Annotated in this window: 20 protein-coding genes; 15 read left to right on the plus strand and 5 right to left on the minus strand. The window is 53.1% G+C overall.

The genetic code is table 11. From position 1 onward, the window contains the following. Positions 1-82: 82 nt before the first annotated feature. Positions 83-421, minus strand: a complete 339-nt coding sequence (gene yecR, locus F0319_RS07105) for a YecR family lipoprotein (protein ID WP_111964844.1) — start codon at positions 419-421, stop codon at positions 83-85. Positions 422-655: 234 nt separating this feature from the next. On the opposite strand from yecR, the gene azuC reads away from it, so the two are divergent. Both azuC and F0319_RS07115 read left to right on the plus strand, forming a co-directional pair. Then, positions 656-739 carry a stress response protein AzuC gene (azuC, locus tag F0319_RS07110; RefSeq protein WP_014884364.1) on the plus strand — a complete coding sequence of 28 codons (84 nt, stop codon included), beginning with the start codon at positions 656-658 and terminating at the stop codon, positions 737-739. A gap of 109 nt (positions 740-848) precedes the next feature. Further along, on the plus strand, positions 849-1,100 hold the full coding sequence (locus F0319_RS07115; protein ID WP_008500405.1) for a DUF2766 family protein: 252 nt from the start codon (positions 849-851) through the stop codon (positions 1,098-1,100). Between the two features lie 42 nt (positions 1,101-1,142). On the opposite strand, the gene F0319_RS07120 is transcribed toward F0319_RS07115, so the two are convergent. After that, positions 1,143-2,486: an anaerobic C4-dicarboxylate transporter gene (locus F0319_RS07120; protein WP_111964843.1), complete on the minus strand. Its 1,344-nt coding sequence runs from the start codon at positions 2,484-2,486 to the stop codon at positions 1,143-1,145. A gap of 157 nt (positions 2,487-2,643) precedes the next feature. Further along, positions 2,644-3,147: a non-heme ferritin-like protein gene (locus F0319_RS07125; RefSeq protein ID WP_111964842.1), complete on the minus strand. Its 504-nt coding sequence runs from the start codon at positions 3,145-3,147 to the stop codon at positions 2,644-2,646. A 788-nt stretch (positions 3,148-3,935) separates the two neighbouring features. Between F0319_RS07125 and araF the strand changes: the two genes are divergently transcribed. The 5 genes from araF (at position 3,936) to otsA (ending at position 9,890) form a co-directional block, all read left to right on the plus strand. Continuing rightward, the gene (gene araF / locus F0319_RS07130) at positions 3,936-4,925 is read left to right on the plus strand and encodes an arabinose ABC transporter substrate-binding protein AraF (protein WP_003859687.1); all 990 of its coding nucleotides are present in this window, start codon (positions 3,936-3,938) and stop codon (positions 4,923-4,925) included. A 71-nt stretch (positions 4,926-4,996) separates the two neighbouring features. Beyond that, a complete protein-coding gene (araG, locus tag F0319_RS07135) occupies positions 4,997-6,511 on the plus strand; it encodes an L-arabinose ABC transporter ATP-binding protein AraG (RefSeq protein WP_149366566.1) in 1,515 nt (504 codons plus the stop codon). Positions 6,512-6,525: 14 nt separating this feature from the next. Further along, on the plus strand, positions 6,526-7,512 hold the full coding sequence (araH, locus tag F0319_RS07140) for an L-arabinose ABC transporter permease AraH (protein WP_023312268.1): 987 nt from the start codon (positions 6,526-6,528) through the stop codon (positions 7,510-7,512). A gap of 175 nt (positions 7,513-7,687) precedes the next feature. Beyond that, the gene (gene otsB / locus F0319_RS07145; RefSeq protein WP_149366567.1) at positions 7,688-8,491 is read left to right on the plus strand and encodes a trehalose-phosphatase; all 804 of its coding nucleotides are present in this window, start codon (positions 7,688-7,690) and stop codon (positions 8,489-8,491) included. Beyond that, positions 8,466-9,890 (plus strand): alpha,alpha-trehalose-phosphate synthase, encoded by a 1,425-nt coding sequence (otsA, locus tag F0319_RS07150; protein WP_111964839.1) that lies wholly within the window; start codon positions 8,466-8,468, stop codon positions 9,888-9,890. Before otsB ends, otsA begins: the two co-directional genes overlap by 26 nt. A 19-nt stretch (positions 9,891-9,909) precedes the next feature. On the opposite strand, the gene uspC is transcribed toward otsA, so the two are convergent. Next, entirely contained in the window at positions 9,910-10,335 is a 426-nt protein-coding gene (uspC, locus tag F0319_RS07155; RefSeq protein ID WP_149366568.1) for a universal stress protein UspC, read from the minus strand. Between the two features lie 794 nt (positions 10,336-11,129). Here uspC and flhD point away from each other — a divergent pair. The 6 genes from flhD (at position 11,130) to cheW (ending at position 16,564) form a co-directional block, all read left to right on the plus strand. Next, complete coding sequence (gene flhD / locus F0319_RS07160) at positions 11,130-11,480, plus strand: flagellar transcriptional regulator FlhD (RefSeq protein WP_008500415.1); 351 nt, start codon at positions 11,130-11,132, stop codon at positions 11,478-11,480. Between the two features lie 2 nt (positions 11,481-11,482). Continuing rightward, complete coding sequence (flhC, locus tag F0319_RS07165; RefSeq protein ID WP_013096051.1) at positions 11,483-12,061, plus strand: flagellar transcriptional regulator FlhC; 579 nt, start codon at positions 11,483-11,485, stop codon at positions 12,059-12,061. A 122-nt stretch (positions 12,062-12,183) separates the two neighbouring features. Next, positions 12,184-13,071, plus strand: coding sequence for a flagellar motor stator protein MotA (gene motA / locus F0319_RS07170; RefSeq protein WP_008500417.1), 888 nt, complete (start codon positions 12,184-12,186; stop codon positions 13,069-13,071). Then, a complete protein-coding gene (motB, locus tag F0319_RS07175) occupies positions 13,068-13,997 on the plus strand; it encodes a flagellar motor protein MotB (protein WP_109845187.1) in 930 nt (309 codons plus the stop codon). The genes motA and motB overlap by 4 nt, the downstream gene beginning before the upstream one ends. Positions 13,998-14,001: 4 nt before the next feature. Next, positions 14,002-16,041, plus strand: a complete 2,040-nt coding sequence (gene cheA, locus F0319_RS07180; RefSeq protein ID WP_149366569.1) for a chemotaxis protein CheA — start codon at positions 14,002-14,004, stop codon at positions 16,039-16,041. A gap of 19 nt (positions 16,042-16,060) precedes the next feature. Further along, positions 16,061-16,564, plus strand: a complete 504-nt coding sequence (cheW, locus tag F0319_RS07185; protein WP_023312262.1) for a chemotaxis protein CheW — start codon at positions 16,061-16,063, stop codon at positions 16,562-16,564. 104 nt (positions 16,565-16,668) lie between these two features. On the opposite strand, the gene F0319_RS07190 is transcribed toward cheW, so the two are convergent. Then, complete coding sequence (locus F0319_RS07190) at positions 16,669-17,934, minus strand: dicarboxylate/amino acid:cation symporter (RefSeq protein ID WP_111964836.1); 1,266 nt, start codon at positions 17,932-17,934, stop codon at positions 16,669-16,671. 429 nt (positions 17,935-18,363) lie between these two features. Here F0319_RS07190 and F0319_RS07195 point away from each other — a divergent pair, with 429 nt between their 5' ends. Together F0319_RS07195 and F0319_RS07200 are read left to right on the plus strand one after the other, a co-directional pair. Then, positions 18,364-18,936: a Csu type fimbrial protein gene (locus tag F0319_RS07195; RefSeq protein ID WP_149366570.1), complete on the plus strand. Its 573-nt coding sequence runs from the start codon at positions 18,364-18,366 to the stop codon at positions 18,934-18,936. A 12-nt stretch (positions 18,937-18,948) separates the two neighbouring features. Next, a complete protein-coding gene (locus F0319_RS07200; protein WP_149366571.1) occupies positions 18,949-19,497 on the plus strand; it encodes a Csu type fimbrial protein in 549 nt (182 codons plus the stop codon). The last annotated feature ends 10 nt before the right edge of the window (positions 19,498-19,507 follow it).

Below are 19,507 nucleotides of genomic sequence, written 5' to 3' on the forward strand. Positions count from 1 at the left end.
ATTGGCGATTTTTATAATGTATTAATGAGAATTATTTTTGTTCATAATGAAATAAACTGCCAGCACACGCTGGCAGCTTCGATTAATACCACGGATTATTTGACTTAGGATTAACGGCGTAACCCATACATTTGTACTGGATAGTCACGCTCTCGTTCAGGCACAGAGAACCGCTTGTCAGGGTACAGGTTTTAATGGGCTGACCATAGGCTGAGGCGGTGGCATACCCCATGCTCTGACACGCTTTTGCCGCCGTGCCGTTATTCACATACTCATCGGAATACGCATTTTGCAGCGCTGCCTGGCCGTAGTCGAGGCGGACGATGCCGTTCGGCGCGTCGAGGCTGCTGACTTCAGCCTGGCGGTTAATACTGCACCCCGCGAGCAGCAGGAGTGTGCCGGCTACAATGACTCTTTTCATGGTTCGCTCTGAGTGGATGGAAATACGTTATCGTACCCGCAGATGTCCGCTGCAATGCCTGGAATAGCCGGACAATCTGCCCTCACTCTTTGCAACGGGTCCGGGATGAACGCTGTCAGGCCACACGCTAAGAAAATTGTGATGTGAATCACAAAAATATTGATTTTTGAGACAATGGTCATATTATAGGCGCATTGACAATAAAGTTGTATAACAAGTTAATGGAGCCTCATCGTGAAACTGCGCAAAATCCTGAAAAGCATGTGGGCCAATTACTGCCGCACGTTCAAAGACGTGCCGCCGGGCGCCATGTTCTGATAAAAAAACCTGCTTCGGCAGGTTTTTTTATATCTGCAGGCGTTGAAGGGAAGATGTCAGGGGGCGTGTTTTGGTACTATGGCGGCCTTTAAATAAGGAGAAAGCCCCCATGTCACAAAACCTGAGCGCCGATCAGGAACTTGTCTCTGACGTTGTCGCCTGTCAGCTGGTTATCAAACAAATCCTTGATGTTCTGGACGTGATTGCGCCAGTCGAAGTGCGCGAGAAGATGTCTACCCAGCTCAAAAACATCGATTTCGCCAGCCACCCTGCTGCCGCAGATCCGGTAACGCTTCGTGCGATCCAGAAAGCCATCGCGCTGATCGAACTGCGATTCACGCCGCAGGGTGAATCCCACTAAAGCAGGGAAATGGGCGACGGTACGTGTCGCCCTTTGATGCTGTCAGAAGAACGTCTGGACCAGCAGGTAGCTCGCCGCGCACGCGCAGCTCACGCCAATCAGCCCTGGCAAAATGAAGCTGTGGTTGATGATAAATTTCCCGATGCGGGTCGTGCCTGACCGGTCAAAACCGATGCAGGCCAAATCACTTGGATAGGTTGGCAGCACAAAATAGCCGTATGATGCCGGGAAAAAGGCGATCAGCATTTTCGGGTCGATGCCCAGCATGAGGCCCATAGGCGCAACGGCCGTCAGCGCCGCCGCCTGGCTGTTCACCAGTTTCGACACCAGAAACAGTACAATGGCATACGTCCACGGGTGGCTTTTCACCACGCCTTCCAGCGCCAGCTTTAACTCCTCGAGATGTGCCTGAAAAAAGGTATCGCTCATCCACGCCACGCCGAACACCGAGAAGATCGCGACCATACCGGCTTTGAACACCGCGCCGTTGGAAATGGCCGACGCATTGACCTTGCAGGCCATCAGCATCACCGCGCCCGCAATTAACATCATCATCTGAATGACAAGGTTCATCGACAGCGCCGTCATTTTACCTTTCACTTCAAAGGCAGGGCGCAGTTCAGGGAATGCCCCCAGCAAAACGACCACGGCAATACCGGCAAAGAAAATCCACGTGGACCAGTAGGCCTGTTTAGGAAAACGTTGATTCATTAACGTCTCCGTTCCGCCGTAGATAAATTCGCGCTGCTTAGGATCTTTCAGCTTTTCCTGAAACTCCATGTCGTCTGCCAAATCTTTCCCACGGCGTAAGCTCCACAGGGCCGCAATGGCCACGCCAAAAAGTGAAGCGGGAACCGAGACGGCGAGTATTTCCAGGATCCCCCACGCGTGGCCGAGCCCATGCTGGGCCGCCAGGATGGAGACCAGCGACACGACGGCAACGGAAACGGGGGAGGCCGTGATCGCCATCTGCGACGCGACCGATGCCACGGCCATAGGGCGCTCCGGGCGGATCCCTTTTTTCAGGGCGATATCCGCAATGATGGGGAACATGGTGTAGACCACATGCCCGGTGCCGCACAGAAAGGTTAGCATCCAGGTGGTGAAAGGGGCGAGCAGGGTGATGTGCTGCGGGTGTTTGCGCAGAAGACGTTCAGCAAACTGCATCATGACGTTGAGACCGCCCGCCGTTTGCAGGGTAGCGGCACAGCCAATCACCGCAAGGATGGTCAGCATAACGTCAACCGGCGGTTTACCCGGCTGCAGACCAAAGACAAAACATAAAATAAAAAGACCAATACCGCTGATTAACCCAAGCCCCATTCCGCCGAAACGCGTACCCGTCAGCAGGCAGAGGAGAATGACAACAAACTCAATGGTGATCATGATGCTCCCTCGTCAATGATTATGTAACTAAATAAATCATCACACGTTGTGTGGTTAATCATTGGGAGCCAGATCTGATTTGTTAAATTTCAGCAAAAGCAGAAGGTTGGAGAGGGGAAGGGAGCCTGCTCCTCCGGATGGGAGCAGGCCAAAAAACTCAGTGGTGCTGCACCGCCACGATGTCGAGCAGATGACGGTCGGTTTGCTCAGGACATAAACCCGCCTGCTGCGCATTATGGATCTCATCCGCCAGCGTCTTCAGCAGAAGGCCATCCTGCTGCTGCTCTTTATCCATATCGCGTAAGAATCTGAGCGTCGTAATGTCCTGCTGCGCTTTGGCTTCATCGGCCAGTTTGCTGAGGGTGCTGCAGCGTTGTTCATACTCTTCAAGCGTTTTCTGAAACAGTTCTTCCAGGCAAGAGTAGTTCTCGTTGATCCCATCAAGAGCTTTAACGACAGGATTTGCCCCTGCGGCTTTCAGGAAGTTAAAGACACGCATCATATGAGTGACGTTACTTTGCGCCTGAGAGCGAAAGAATGTGGCAGATCCCGTGAGGCTATTCTCGGCACACCATGCACTTAAGTGAAGGTGCAGATTCGAGGCGTAGAACTCAAGGTTCATCTGCGCGTTAAGTTTTTGCATCATCGTTTGGGTAGCCATACTCATATCCTTATTGACTGTGGGACGTGATGTCCGTTGCTTAACCTGAGCGCCAGGCAAATACGAAGAAAAAAGCAGAAATACACATTCTGCCGTGACCGAAGTCGACCGAAATACACTTCCTGTGTTCGATATAAATAAGCATACCCTTGTCTGCGGTCTAAGAAAACTCTTAATTAGGCTGTGTTTACCATACATTACAAAGCTTAATATAGTACAGAAAAGCAATTAGCTCGCCATGAAGTGAGCGTTTCTTAAATAGCTAAATATTAAGGTTTTTTACTGAAGTGACACACTGTTACTCTTTCGAAAATATTAAGTTGGAATAATGCTCCGTGAAAAAGAGAAATACGGCTTAATCGTTTCGAATATATGATGCGCCAATAAAATTGCGCTAAATCAAATTCTGCGGAATAACGTTTTTCCTGGTGCGTTATACATTCTTGATAAAACAGCATGTGAACCCGTTTAAGGCCAGGCGCCGTTTTGCCCGCTGAGGAGCATCAGGGATATCTTAGCTAATCTTATGGATAATTCTGCTTAACCCCCTTCCATTTGTCTGACAAATCCTGCCTTTTTTATGTCATTTTTCGCTGAATTTATGTACGCAATTACTGTAATTCTGCGGTGTGATGGGGCTCTCTTATGGATGATTAATTTCCCGCTAAAACTATCACCAGCAATAACGCTTATGACGAGGTAAGCGCTAATGCCTTGTTTTAAGTCCGATTAAATTAGAAGCACGCACATATTCCCTACAGAAAAGAATGCTAAAGCTGGAGTTTACCATGCACAAATTTACTAAAGCGCTGGCGGCCATCGGTCTGGCTGCCGTTATGTCACAATCCGCTATCGCTGAGAATTTAAAACTCGGTTTTTTGGTAAAACAGCCCGAAGAGCCCTGGTTCCAGACTGAGTGGAAATTCGCTGATAAAGCCGGGAAAGATTTAGGTTTTGAAGTCATTAAAATCGCCGTGCCTGACGGCGAAAAAACACTGAACGCCATCGACAGCCTTGCGGCCAGCGGTGCAAAAGGTTTCGTTATCTGTACCCCTGATCCAAAGCTGGGATCGGCGATTGCGGCGAAGGCGCGCGGTTACGACATGAAGGTCATCGCGGTTGACGATCAGTTCGTTAACGCTAAAGGCAAGCCGATGGATACCGTCCCGCTGGTCATGATGGCGGCGACAAAAATCGGCGAACGCCAGGGCCAGGAGCTCTATAAAGAGATGCAAAAGCGCGGCTGGGATGTCAAAGAGACCGCGGTGATGGCTATCACGGCTGACGAGCTGGACACCGCACGTCGTCGTACTACCGGTTCAATGGATGCGCTGAAAGCGGCCGGCTTCCCGGAAAAACAGATCTATAAGGTCCCAACCAAATCCAACGATATCCCAGGCGCTTTCGACGCCGCGAACTCTATGCTCGTCCAGCATCCGGAGGTCAAACACTGGCTGGTGGTCGGCATGAACGACAACACCGTGCTGGGCGGGGTACGCGCGACGGAAGGCCAGGGCTTCAAAGCGCCTGACGTGATCGGGATTGGCATCAACGGCGTTGACGCCGTCAGCGAGCTGTCCAAAGCGCAGGCTACCGGTTTCTACGGTTCTCTGCTGCCAAGCCCGGACGTTCACGGCTACAAATCCAGTGAGATGCTCTACAACTGGGTCACCAAAGGGGCCGAACCGCCGAAATTTACCGAAGTGACCGACGTGGTGCTGATCACCCGCGACAACTTCAAAGAGGAGCTGGCGAAAAAAGGACTGGGCGGTAAGTAATACGCTGTGATTGCGCCCCTCATACATCGTGAGGGGCCAGACGTGCACACTACAGGAATCACGGAGACGTTATGCAACAGTCTGATCCGTATCTCTCTTTTCGCGGCATCGGGAAAACTTTCCCCGGTGTGAACGCGCTGACCGATATCAGCTTCGACTGCTATGCCGGCCAGGTTCACGCCCTGATGGGGGAAAACGGTGCGGGAAAATCCACGCTGTTGAAGATCCTCAGCGGCAACTACGCGCCCACTACCGGCACGCTGGCCATTCGCGGCGAAGAGTTGGCGTTTGCAGATACCACGGCGGCGCTCAATGCAGGGGTTGCCATTATCTATCAGGAGCTGCACCTCATCCCTGAGATGACCGTGGCGGAAAATATCTATCTAGGACAGCTCCCGCATAAAGGCGGCGTGGTGAATCGTTCGCTACTTAATTATGAAGCGGGGCTGCAGCTTAAACACCTGGGTCTGGACGTCGATCCCCAGACGCCGCTGAAATATCTCTCCATCGGCCAGTGGCAGATGGTTGAAATTGCCAAGGCGCTGGCGCGTAACGCCAGAATTATTGCCTTTGATGAACCCACCAGTTCGCTCTCTAAGCGTGAAATCGAAAATCTGTTCCGCGTGATCCGCGAATTGCGTCAGGAAGGCCGTACGATCCTGTACGTTTCGCACCGAATGGAAGAGATTTTTGCCCTGAGCGATGCCATCACCGTGTTTAAAGATGGACGCTATGTGCGCACCTTTACCGACATGGCGCAGGTGAACCATGACCAGCTGGTTCAGGCAATGGTCGGACGCGAGCTGGGTGACATCTATCACTGGCAGCCGCGCCAGTACGGTCCGGAACGCCTGCGCCTGGATAGCGTAAAAGCACCGGGCGTCAGAACGCCGATTTCGTTATCGGTTCGTAGCGGCGAAATCGTCGGCCTGTTTGGTCTGGTGGGCGCGGGGCGTAGTGAATTAATGAAAGGCTTGTTCGGCGGCACTCGTATTACCGATGGGCAGGTCTCCATTGACGGCGAGCGGATAGATATTCAGAAACCGGCCCACGCGATCAGGGCGGGCATGATGCTCTGCCCGGAGGACCGTAAAGCAGAGGGGATCATTCCGGTGCATTCGGTACGCGACAACATCAATATTTCCGCTCGCCGCAAGTTTATTCGCGCAGGCTGCCTGATAAACGAAAGCTGGGAGTCGAGCAACGCCGACCACCATATTCGCTCGCTGAATATCAAAACGCCGGGTCCGGAACAGCTGATCATGAATCTTTCCGGCGGAAATCAGCAGAAAGCCATTTTAGGCCGCTGGCTGTCAGAGGATATGAAGGTGATTTTGCTGGACGAGCCGACGCGCGGTATCGATGTGGGGGCAAAACACGAGATCTATAACGTGATCTATGAACTGGCAAAACGCGGCGTGGCGGTGCTCTTCGCCTCCAGCGATCTGCCGGAGGTGCTTGGCGTGGCCGACCGCATTGTGGTGATGCGTGAAGGCGAAATTGCCGGTGAATTACTTCATGAACAGGCGAATGAACAACAGGCGTTGAATCTCGCCATGCCTAAAGTCAGCCAGGCTGTCGCCTGAGTAAGGAGTTAATGATGTCCTCTGTTACTACATCCGGGGCGCCGAAATCGAAATCGGCGCTGAGTTTTGGGCGTATCTGGGATCAGTACGGCATGCTGGTCGTCTTTGCCGCGCTGTTCCTCGCCTGTGCTATTTTCGTCCCTAATTTTGCCACCTTCATTAATATGAAGGGGCTGGGGCTGGCTATTTCCATGTCCGGGATGGTGGCCTGCGGTATGCTGTTCTGTCTGGCCTCCGGCGATTTTGACCTGTCGGTGGCGTCGGTGATTGCCTGTGCGGGCGTCACGACGGCCGTGGTAATCAACATGACGGAGAGCCTGTGGATTGGCGTCCTGGCCGGACTGCTGCTCGGCGTCATCAGCGGTCTGGTGAACGGTTTTGTTATCGCTCGCCTGAAGATTAACGCCCTGATAACCACGCTTGCGACAATGCAAATTGTCCGCGGGCTGGCCTATATCATCTCCGACGGTAAAGCCGTGGGGATTGAAGACGAGCGCTTCTTTACCCTGGGTTACGCCAACTGGCTGGGTCTGCCCGCGCCTATCTGGCTGACCGTGGCCTGCCTGATCCTGTTCGGCTTCCTGCTTAACCGGACCACCTTTGGCCGTAACACGCTGGCGATTGGCGGTAACGAAGAGGCCGCTCGTCTGGCAGGGGTGCCGGTGGTGCGAACCAAGATTATTATCTTTGTGCTCTCAGGGCTGGTTTCTGCCGCCGCGGGGATTATTCTGGCTTCGCGTATGACTAGCGGCCAGCCGATGACCTCTATCGGTTATGAGCTGATCGTCATTTCAGCCTGCGTTTTAGGGGGCGTTTCCCTCAAGGGCGGCATCGGAAAAATCTCATATGTTGTGGCCGGTATCCTGATTTTAGGCACGGTGGAGAACGCCATGAACCTGCTGAATATTTCGCCGTTCTCTCAGTACGTGGTACGTGGCCTGATCCTGCTGGCAGCGGTGATTTTCGACCGTTACAAGCAAAAAGCGAAGCGTACCGTGTAACCCTTTTCCCGTCTTTTATTGCTCAACTTATAACCATAGTTGACCCCTGAACCGCCCCGCCAGTAAAACTGGCGGGGCGGTTGTCAAATGGCGAGCCACGTCACACTGTCTATACTTACATGGCTATGAAAGAGGTAAAGGCGTTTACCTCTCGTAAACCGTAAGGAGGAAAAGGGTGGCTGACATGTTAACCGCACCGCCTGTACTGCCCGGACATTATGCTTTCTTTTTTGATCTCGACGGCACGCTCGCCGGGATAAAACCGCACCCCGATCAGGTGTCTATTCCGGAGGCGGTGTTACAGAATTTGCATCAGCTCTCGCTCATGAACGAGGGAGCACTGGCATTGATATCAGGGCGCTCAATGGCCGAGCTGGATATGCTCGCCAGTCCTTACCACTTTCCGCTGGCCGGTGTACACGGAGCGGAGCGCCGCGACATCCATGATCACACGCATATCGTTTCACTCCCCGACGCACTCACGCAAACGCTGCATAAGCAGCTCTCTGCAGCGCTGGCCGTACTGCCCGGCACCGAGCTGGAAGCCAAAGGCATGGCCTTTGCCCTGCATTATCGTCAGGCGCCGCAGCACGAAGATGCCGTGCTCGCGCTTGCTCATACGGTTGCGGATGCGCATCCACAGCTGGCGCTGCAGCCGGGCAAATGCGTAGTCGAGTTAAAACCGAAGGGGATTAATAAAGGTGCAGCCATCGCCGCATTTATGGCGGAGGCACCATTTAAGGGCCGGACGCCTGTTTTCTTAGGGGATGACCTGACCGATGAGGCCGGGTTTCGCGTGGTGAATCAGGCCGGAGGTATCGCCGTCAAGGTGGGGCCTGGTGACACCGTTGCCGAATGGCGACTGGCGGATGTCGCCAGCGTCTGGCAGTGGATATCTGACATCGCTAACCAGCAACAACAACAAATAGCGCAAAGCAAAGGGGGAAACTATTATGGGTCGCTTAGTCGTCGTCTCTAACCGAATCGCACCGCCTGATGACAAAAAAGCCAGTGCAGGTGGCCTGGCGGTAGGGGTGTTAGGTGCCTTGAAAGCCGCTGGCGGGCTGTGGTTTGGCTGGAGTGGGGAAATCAGTGAAGAAGAGAAGCCGCTTAAAAAGGTGACGCGCGGTAACATTACGTGGGCTTCATTTGCATTAAAAGAGAAAGACTATGACGAGTATTACTCGCAGTTCTCGAATGCCGTCCTGTGGCCTGCGTTTCACTATCGTCTTGACCTGGTCAAATTCCAGCGTGAATCCTTCGAAGGCTACGCGCGCGTGAATGCGCTGCTGGCGGATAAACTGCTGCCTTTAATAGAAGAAGACGATATTTTATGGATCCACGATTATCACCTGCTGCCCTTCGCGAGAGAGCTGCGAAAGAGGGGGGTGAATAACCGGATTGGCTTCTTCCTGCACATTCCTTTTCCGACGCCGGAAATTTTTACCGCGCTGCCGCCGCATGAAGAGCTGCTGGAGGCGCTGTGTGATTACGATTTGCTGGGCTTTCAGACCGAAAATGACCGCCTGGCATTCCTTGACTCCGTGTCAGGGAAAGCCCGTCTGGTGACAAAAGGCGGGAAAACTCACACGGCCTGGGGGAAAACCTTCCACACCGAGGTGTATCCAATAGGAATTGAACCAGACGAGATCGCGGAGCAGGCCTCCGGTCCGCTGCCGCCGAAGCTTGCGCAGCTTAAGAATGAACTTAAGCACGTGAAAAATATCTTCTCGGTTGAGCGCCTTGATTATTCCAAAGGGCTGCCGGAACGCTTCCTGGCGTATGAAACGCTGCTGGATAAATATCCGCAGCATCACGGTAAAATCCGCTATACCCAGATCGCGCCGACGTCGCGCGGTGAGGTTCAGGCCTATCAGGATATTCGCCACCAGCTGGAAACAGAGGCAGGGCGCATTAATGGCCGCTACGGGCAGCTGGGCTGGACGCCGCTCTTTTACCTGAATCAGCATTTTGATCGTAAGATCCTGATGAAGGTTTTCCGCTATGCGGACGTTGGGCTGGTCACGCCGCTGCGCGACGGGATGAACCTGGTGGCGAAAGAGTATGTGGCGGCCCAGGATCCTGCCGACCCGGGTGTTCTGGTGCTTTCCCAGTTTGCCGGGGCTGCAAATGAGCTCACGTCTGCGCTTATTGTTAATCCTTACGACAGGGATGACGTGGCTAACGCGCTGAATCGTGCCCTGACAATGCCGCTCACGGAACGTATTTCCCGCCATGCCGACATGATGGAGACGATCCGGAAGAACGACATTAACCACTGGCAGGCGCGTTTTATTCAGGATCTCCGGGATATCGCCCCGCAAAGCCATGAAGGCGATCTGCAAAAAAAGATCGCGACCTTCCCTAAACTTGCCTGATTTTCCGCTGGGGGGTTAATTACCCCCCAAGCGGCACTAACAGCACATCGACCTGGCTTGATGCGACAATAGATTTCGCAGCGCAGGCTGCGCGCGAAAAAAAGCTGTGGTTATGATTCCCGCAAATCACTAAATCAATATTTTGTTTGCGACACATGTCGAGAATATGGGCGTTAAGCTCCCCGGTCGCAATAATTGTCTCATAAATCGGATATTGTGCTTTTTCCACTAATTCACGCATAAATTGCTGCGTTTCTTCCTGAAGAACCTCACGAATATCCTCCAGCATGGGGGCGGCCAGCTGATTATACATCTCAGGCTCTGCGGCCAGTGTAACAAGGCTGATGCGGGCATTGTGGGGCCTGGCAATGGAAACGGCTCTGGCGACGAGTTGATGACTTTCGGGGGAAACTGCTACGGAAACAAGAAGATGGGAGTAACTCATGGCGCACTCCTTAGATGTCTGAAAGACAGCGTTTAACCACCTTTACCGCGAAATCTCCACTTCTGCAAGAGCTGAATACGACATTAGTGTGAAGCTTATCATAATTATTCATTAATTATTCTTATAAGAAGAATAACTGAAAAATGTGTCTAAATGAAAAAAATTAACAACTTAACGTAAATCACACAAATTCGCGCTTTCACTGTTAAATCGTTTTGATGCGTTACAAACTCATTTCGAATGATCACGTCCTGAAACATCTTTTTTGTACTTCCTGCATAACTATATGTTTTTTCACGGTAAGAAAAATGTTTACCGAAGAGGGGGTTGTTGTAAATGTTTCAGCGTGTCGCTTAAGGCAGGAAAAGCACGCTGTATGCCAGTTTGGATCACCCGTCTGCATGAGTATTCGTCAATTAAGAATACAAAACAGTACTGATTGGCGAAATATTGAACAAATTACAAGTCATACTGATGGATTTATGGGTCATATTCACTTAAATTGTGTGACGCAGATCACATTTTTTTTAAATTTGAGGGTAGCTGGATTGTATGTGGCAAAACTGACGAGTAGAGTTTGCGTCGAATTAGGAAAAATCTTAGTTATTTGTAAGAAATGATAAATCATGTAAGAGACGCATTCGCGGTTTCTCTCTTACGGTTTCAGTGAATACAAACCTAAATTCAACTATGCATTTAGCCTTTTCTTTTTTATACCGGGTGATTTCCCGGCGACATCACGGGGTGCGGTCTTTCCGCATAAAAATAATAGTTGGTTATTCGGGATGGGAACAATGCATACATCCGAGTTGCTAAAACATATCTATGACATCAATTTGTCGTATTTACTGCTCGCGCAGCGTTTGATTAGTCAGGACAAGGCGTCCGCGATGTTTCGTCTGGGTATTAACGAAGAAATGGCAACCATGCTGGGCGGCTTAACCCTCCCGCAGATGGTTAAACTGGCTGAAACGAATCAACTGGTTTGCCAGTTCCGTTTCGATGATTCACAGACAATAACGCGTCTGACGCAGGAGTCCCGTGTGGACGATCTTCAACAGATCCATACCGGTATTCTTCTCTCCACTCGCTTGCTTAACGAAATCAGCCAGCCTGATGACGTAGCCCGTAAGAAAAGGGCCTAGCAATGAGCGAGAAAAGCATTGTTCAGGAAGCGCGTGACATACAGTTGGCCATGGAGCTGATTACACTGGGTGCTCGTTTACAAATGCTGGAAAGCGAGACTCAGCTGAGCCGTGGTCGTCTCATCAAACTGTACAAAGAGTTACGTGGTAGTCCCCCGCCGAAAGGCATGCTGCCGTTTTCTACCGACTGGTTTATGACGTGGGAGCAGAATATTCACGCTTCCATGTTCTGTAATGCCTGGCAGTATCTTCTCAAAACCGGTTTGTGTAGCGGCGTTGACGCCGTGATCAAAGCGTACAAACTTTACCTTGAACAATGCCCACAGCAGGAAGAAGGCCCTCTGCTGGCGCTGACCCGCGCATGGACGCTGGTGCGTTTTGTTGAGAGCGGAATGCTTGAGCTGTCGCGCTGCAACTGCTGCGATGGCAATTTTATTACCCATGCTCATCAACCTGCAGGCAGCTTCGCCTGTAGTTTATGTCAGCCTCCATCCCGCGCAGTAAAAAGACGTAAACTTTCCCGGGATGCTGCCGATATTATTCCACAACTGCTGGATGAACAGATCGAACAGGCTGTTTAACCCGAACGTGTGGGAAAGATTCCAGCAGCGGTAAGCAATTACCGCTGCTTTTTTTTTCCCGCAATCGGTCAACGCTGCGAGCTGGACATCCTTGCCATAGTCACTAGCGGAAGGATGATGTCGTGCTTATCTTATTAGGTTACCTGGTAGTTCTCGGTACAGTTTTCGGCGGTTACATGATGACCGGCGGGCACCTTGGAGCACTCTATCAACCGGCTGAACTTATTATCATCGGCGGCGCAGGGGTAGGGGCTTTTATCGTTGGTAACAACGGTAAATCGATCAAGGGCACGCTGAAAGCAATTCCGTTGCTGTTCCGTCGCTCGAAATACACCAAAAGCATGTATATGGATCTGCTGGCACTGCTCTATCGCCTGATGGCGAAGTCACGTCAACAGGGCATGTTCTCGCTTGAACGGGATATCGAAAACCCGAAAGAGAGCGAAATATTTGCCAGCTATCCGCGTATTCTTGCTGACGCGATGATGCTGGATTTCATCGTCGACTATCTGCGACTGATCATCAGCGGCAACATGAATACCTTCGAAATCGAAGCGCTGATGGACGAAGAGATCGAAACCCACGAAAGCGAATCAGAAGTTCCGGCCAATAGCCTGGCGCTGGTGGGCGACTCGCTTCCGGCATTCGGTATCGTTGCAGCGGTGATGGGGGTGGTTCACGCCCTGGCCTCGGCAGACCGTCCGGCAGCCGAGCTCGGTGCGCTGATTGCCCACGCGATGGTGGGAACCTTCCTCGGTATTTTGCTGGCGTACGGCTTCATCTCTCCGCTGGCAAGCGTTCTGCGCCAGAAGAGCGCCGAAACCACCAAAATGATGCAGTGCGTGAAGATTACGCTGCTCTCTAACCTCAACGGTTATGCGCCACCGATCGCGGTTGAGTTTGGCCGTAAAACGCTTTACTCCAGCGAGCGTCCGTCGTTTATCGAGCTTGAAGAACACGTGCGTGCGGTGAAAAACCCAAACCAACAGACGACAACTGAGGACGCATGAAAAACCAGTCCCATCCGATCGTCATCGTAAAAAAACGCAAGCACAAGGGCGGCGGGCATGGCGCACACGGCTCGTGGAAAATTGCGTACGCCGACTTTATGACGGCAATGATGGCGTTCTTTCTGGTGATGTGGCTGATCTCCATCTCCAGCCCAAAAGAACTGATCCAGATTGCAGAATATTTCCGTACGCCGCTGGCAACGGCAGTAGCCGGCGGGCCGCGTATTTCTAACAGCGATAGCCCGATCCCGGGCGGCGGCGATGATTACACCCAGCAGAAGGGTGAGGTGAAAAAAGAGCCGAACATCGACGAGCTGAAAAGAAAGATGGAACAGGCGCGTCTGAAGAAACTGCGTGGCGATCTCGATCAGCTGATTGAAGCAGATCCGAAACTGCGCGCGCTGCGCCCGCATCTGAAGATCGACCTGGTGCAGGAAGGCCTGCGTATTCAGATTATCGACAGCCAGAACCGCCCAATGTTTAAAACCGGGAGTGCGGAAGTCGAACCGTATATGCGCGACATTCTGCGTGCCATTGCACCGGTGCTGAACGGCATTCCTAACCGAATCAGCCTGTCAGGACACACGGATGATTTCCCGTACGCCAGTGGGGAGAAGGGATACAGCAACTGGGAGCTTTCTGCCGATCGTGCCAACGCCTCGCGTCGCGAGCTGGTGGTAGGTGGGCTTGATGATGGCAAGGTACTGCGCGTAGTCGGCATGGCCGCAACCATGCGCGTTTCCGACCGCGGGCCGGATGATGCCATCAACCGTCGTATCAGTCTTTTAGTGCTGAACCAGCAGGCGGAGCAGGCCATCCTGCATGAAAACGCCGAAAGTCAGAATGAGTCACTGGACGATTTAAAACAGCCTGGGGCCGTTCCTTCGGCTGCCGTTCCAACATCGCCACCAGCCAATCCGAGGTGATAGCGTGAGCATGGATATTAGCGATTTTTACCAGACATTCTTTGATGAAGCCGACGAATTGTTGGCCGATATGGAGCAACACTTGCTCGATTTGGTGCCCGAAGCACCGGACTCCGAGCAGCTCAATGCCATCTTCCGTGCGGCGCACTCTATTAAAGGCGGAGCCGGAACGTTTGGATTTACCATCCTGCAGGAAACGACCCATTTAATGGAAAACCTGCTTGATGAAGCGCGACGCGGTGAGATGCAGCTCAATACCGACATTATCAACCTGTTTTTGGAAACCAAAGATATTATGCAGGAACAGCTCGACGCCTATAAAAGTTCGGCAGAGCCTGATGCCGCCAGCTTTGAATATATCTGCAATGCGCTGCGCCAGCTCGCCCTGGAAGTAAAAGGTGAGGTCGCTGCAGCCGTTGTCCCTGCGGCGAAACTGAGCGTTGTCGATGCGGTTGCTGTCGATGAGGCCGCGCCAGCCGCTGCACAGGCGGGGAAACTGCGCGGTGTGCTGTCACGCCTCAAAGAGAATGAAGTTAACCTGCTGGAAGAAGAGCTGGGCAACCTGGCGAAGTTAAGCAACGTGGTAAAAGGCAAAGACAGCCTGGCCGCGACGCTTGATGACGGTATTGGCCAGGACGATATCGTAGCGGTGTTGTGCTTCGTGATTGAAGCTGACCAGATTGCCTTCGAAACCGAAACTGCTGCGGTTGACGCCCCTGCCGCTGCGGAAGAGGTGGCTGTTGTGGCTCAGGCTGCCGCACCGGCTGTGGCACCTGCGGCCCCGGCGCTGAAGGCCGTACCAAAAGAGGCTGCGGCACCAGGTGGACGTGGTGAGAAACCTGCCGCTCGCTCCAGCGAGTCAACCAGTATCCGCGTTGCCGTTGAGAAGGTTGACCAGCTGATTAACCTGGTTGGCGAACTGGTGATCACCCAGTCGATGCTGGCGCAACGTTCTAACGAACTGGATCCGGTCACGCACGGCGACCTGATTACCAGCATGGGTCAGCTGCAGCGTAACGCCCGCGACCTGCAGGAATCGGTCATGTCCATCCGTATGATGCCGATGGAATATGTCTTCAGCCGCTTCCCGCGTCTGGTCCGCGATCTTGCCAGCAAGCTGAACAAACAAATTGAACTGACCCTGATGGGCAGCTCAACCGAACTGGATAAGAGCCTGATCGAGCGCATTATTGACCCTTTAACGCACCTGGTGCGTAACAGCCTCGACCACGGGATCGAACTGCCGGAAAACCGCATTGCCGCCGGTAAATCCCCGGTCGGCAACCTGATCCTCTCTGCGGAACACCAGGGCGGAAACATCTGCATCGAAGTGACCGACGACGGCGCGGGTCTTAACCGCGAGCGCATCCTGGCAAAAGCGATTTCGCAGGGGATGGCGGTCAATGAAAACATGACCGACGAAGAAGTGGGCATGCTGATCTTCGCGCCGGGCTTCTCTACCGCGGAGCAGGTGACCGACGTCTCCGGACGCGGTGTTGGCATGGACGTGGTGAAACGTAACATCCAGGAGATGGGCGGCCACGTTGAGATCCAGTCTAAACAGGGTTCCGGCACCACCATTCGCATCCTACTGCCGCTGACGCTGGCGATCCTCGACGGCATGTCCGTCAAAGTGGCGGACGAAGTCTTTATCCTGCCGCTGAACGCCGTGATGGAATCCCTGCAGCCGCGTGAAGAAGATCTGCATCCGCTGGCGGGCGGCGAGCGCGTCCTCGAAGTGCGCGGTGAGTACCTGCCGCTGGTGGAACTGTGGAAAGTGTTCGAAGTGGACGGGGCGAAGACCGAGGCCACGCAGGGCATCGTTGTGATCCTGCAAAGCGCGGGCCGCCGCTACGCGCTGCTGGTCGATCAGCTGATTGGTCAACACCAGGTGGTGGTGAAGAACCTCGAAAGCAACTACCGCAAAGTGCCGGGTATTTCTGCCGCCACCATTCTGGGTGATGGTAGCGTGGCGCTGATCGTCGACGTGTCGGCGCTTCAGGGATTAAATCGTGAACAACGTGTGGCGTACACAGCCGCCTGATTAAGTAGAAGGTAATAACATGACCGGTATGAGTAATGTAACGAAACTGGCGGGCGAGCCATCAGGGCAGGAATTCCTGGTATTCACTTTAGGCGATGAGGAGTACGGCATCGATATCCTTAAAGTGCAGGAAATCCGTGGTTACGACCAGGTTACCCGCATCGCTAATACGCCTGCGTTTATTAAAGGTGTCACCAACCTGCGTGGCGTCATTGTGCCAATCGTGGACCTGCGCGTGAAGTTCAGCCAGGGCGACGTTGACTACGACGACAACACCGTGGTGATCGTTCTGAATCTGGGGCAGCGCGTGGTAGGTATCGTGGTGGATGGCGTATCTGATGTGCTTTCCCTGACCTCTGACCAAATTCGTCCTGCACCGGAGTTTGCGGTCACGCTGTCGACCGAATATCTGACCGGACTGGGCGCGCTCGGCGAGCGTATGCTGATTCTGGTGAACATTGAGAAGCTGCTGAACAGCGATGAGATGGCGCTGCTGGACATCGCCGCGAGTCACGTCGCGTAAGTAAATGCAAAACGGCAACCGGGGTTGCCGTTTTTTGTATTTGCTCCCTCACTCACAGGGTGAGGGCTGGGGTGAGGGCATCAGGCCTCACCCTTTTTTTCACCTTACGCTTCCTGCTTTACCAGCTCAGCTTCAGCGTCCGCTTCCCGCGCACCTTCATTCTGCGACAGCATCGCGGTCGCAATACCATTCCCCAGTACGTTAATTGCGGAACGGCCCATATCCAGGAAGTGGTCGATCCCCATGAGGAGCAGAATACCCGCCACCGGAATATTAAAGCTCGGAATGGTTGCTGCCAGCACCACCAGGGAAGAACGCGGTACGCCTGCAATCCCTTTCGACGCCAGCATCAGAGTCAGCATCAGCACCGTCACTTCAGAGAAGCTCAGGTGAATGTTGTATGCCTGCGCGATAAACATCGAGGCGAATGAGCAGTACACCATCGAACCCACCAGGTTGAAGGAGTAGCCAATCGGCAGAACGAAAGAGGCGATGTTGCGCGAGCAGCCAAAGCGCTCCAGCTGTTCCAGCGTTTTAGGGTAGGCGGCTTCAGAGCTGCTGGTGGTAAACGCCACCAGAACAGGGTCTTTCAGCATGCTGACCAGGCGAAACACCTCTTTTTTCAGCACCATGTAACCCACGGCCAGCAGCACCATGCAGGTAAGAAGAATGGCAACATAGTAGCCACCAATAAACGAGGCGTAGTTTAGCAGAATGCCCAGACCCTGCGTGGCAATGACGGAGGAAATCGCCGCGAAAATGGCCAGCGGCGCAACGTACATCACGTAACCTGTTACCTTCAGCATGATATGGGAAACCACATCCAGCGCGGCTACCAGCGGAGCGTTGAATTTCTGTCCCAGCGACGCGCCGCCGATGCCGAAGAACATCGAGAACACCACAATCTGCAGGATCTCATTGTTTGACATCGCCCCTGCGATACTGGTTGGAATGGTGTGCGACAGGAACGCTTTCAGCGTCATGCCTCCAACGGCCAGACCGGTATCTACCGCCTCGGTTGGGATCGTCAGGTTCAGACCGCTCCCCGGATGCTCCAGCGTGACGATAAACAGTCCGACCAGAATAGAAAGCACGGATGAACTGATAAACCACACCATCGCTTTACCGCCGACGCGGCCAATGGTGGAAGTTTCGCCCAGCTTCATAATGCCAACGGTGAGCGTACTAAAGACCAACGGTGCAATGACCATTTTGATCAGACGGAGGAAAATATCGGTCAGAAGGGTAATATTATCCGACCAGGCTTTGATGGCATCCGCAGATGCATACTCATGAATTGCTGCCCCTGAAAGAATACCCGCCAGCATGAATATCACGATGAAGAGTGTGAGTTTGTTTGCACTTGCCACGAAAAAAGACCCTCTATGCGCTTCAGATGTAGCCCGCATCGATACATATAAATTTTTTATTACGACGCAGGAAATTATTCGGCACATAAATTGACGCAAAGTGTAGGGGGATACAACTCCTTTTTAAGTTTTATTAAATTTGTTGTTAATGTGCAGACGATATATTGTGATCTCCGTCACACTTTAATGGATATATTCTCCTCAGATATAATAAAATTGCTGGCTGTTTTAATTTAACTCTCTGTTATTTATGTGAAAATTTAGTCAATAAGACATATGGCTTATGCGTTGCGGGGCAGGTGGTCGAAGCGATATCCGTAAACTAAATTCTCAATAACCCCCTCAGAGGAACATTAAGCGGGGCTAACATCTTGAACGACAAAAATAAAACGTGGCAAGGGAACGGAGACGTCTTCTGGAGGGTGGTAAATGAAAAGAAAACTCCTTTTGATCTGCGCAGGCACTTTACTGACTGCGACAACGGTCCATCAGGCGCTGGCCGTTACCAGCAGCGGCACCATCGGGGCGACGCTGACGCTCACGAATGGTTGTCTGATAAACGGATCGCCCACGCAAAACGGCATTAACTTCGGGACACTGGATTTCGGCACCCATCCCGCAACGTTTTCCACTCTGACCACGCAGCTAACCGGCGCCAGCGGCGGAAACACCTTCACCATTCAATGTACAACCGCCAGCTATACGGTGGCGATCACCGGCAACACCAACTCTACCGCCCCCGGCACCGTTGTCGGCACTCCGGGAACACCTGCGCGCTATCTGGTTAACACCGCCAACACGGCTCAGGGTGTGGCATACAGCCTGTACAGCGACAGCGGGTTTAACAGCGTGATTGCCAATAATGCCGCGCTGCCCATCGCCTCAACGGCCGGAGGGGTGGACAGTTACACCCTCTACGGACGGATTACCGGCGGCGGTAACAGCGTGACGGTCGTCCCGGGCACCTACACCGACACGATAAACGTCAGCGTCACTTATTAGTCCTGCACCGCCATGAAGGCAACTCTTACTGGTCTGCGCAATCTCGCAGAGGGAATCGTGCAGCCTTTTTTCGCGCTGATCGCCGGATTGCTCATGATGCCCGCAGCGGATGCGGTGACATCCCAGTCCTTTAAGGTCAGCGCGACGATTGTTCCAGGGTGCGCGGTGGCCACCGGTAGCGGAGGGCTTCTCGGTATGCTGGATTTTGGCAGCCATAACGGCGTCGAGAGCGCGCCGGTCAGCACCAGCTTTGTGCCAAACGGGGCGTTGTCTATCGCCTGTACGCCGGGCGTGTCGCTGAGCATGAGCATTAATGGCGGGCAGAATTATTCATCCGTTCGCCGCATGAAGCGGTCCGGTGGAACAGAGCTGGTGCCATACCGGCTCTACAGCAGCAGCTCGCTGGCCGCAAACAGTGAAATTGGCGTCAACCAGGCGATACCGGTGACCTATACCAACAGCAATAACATCGCGCTACCGCTTTTTGGCGTAGCGCTACTGACCGGGTTTAGCCCGGCGGGAACCTATTCCGATCAGCTCACCGTGACCTTGTCATGGTAATAAAGGGAGA

This window comes from Enterobacter vonholyi, assembly GCF_008364555.1.
Classification (GTDB): Bacteria; Pseudomonadota; Gammaproteobacteria; order Enterobacterales; family Enterobacteriaceae; genus Enterobacter; species Enterobacter vonholyi.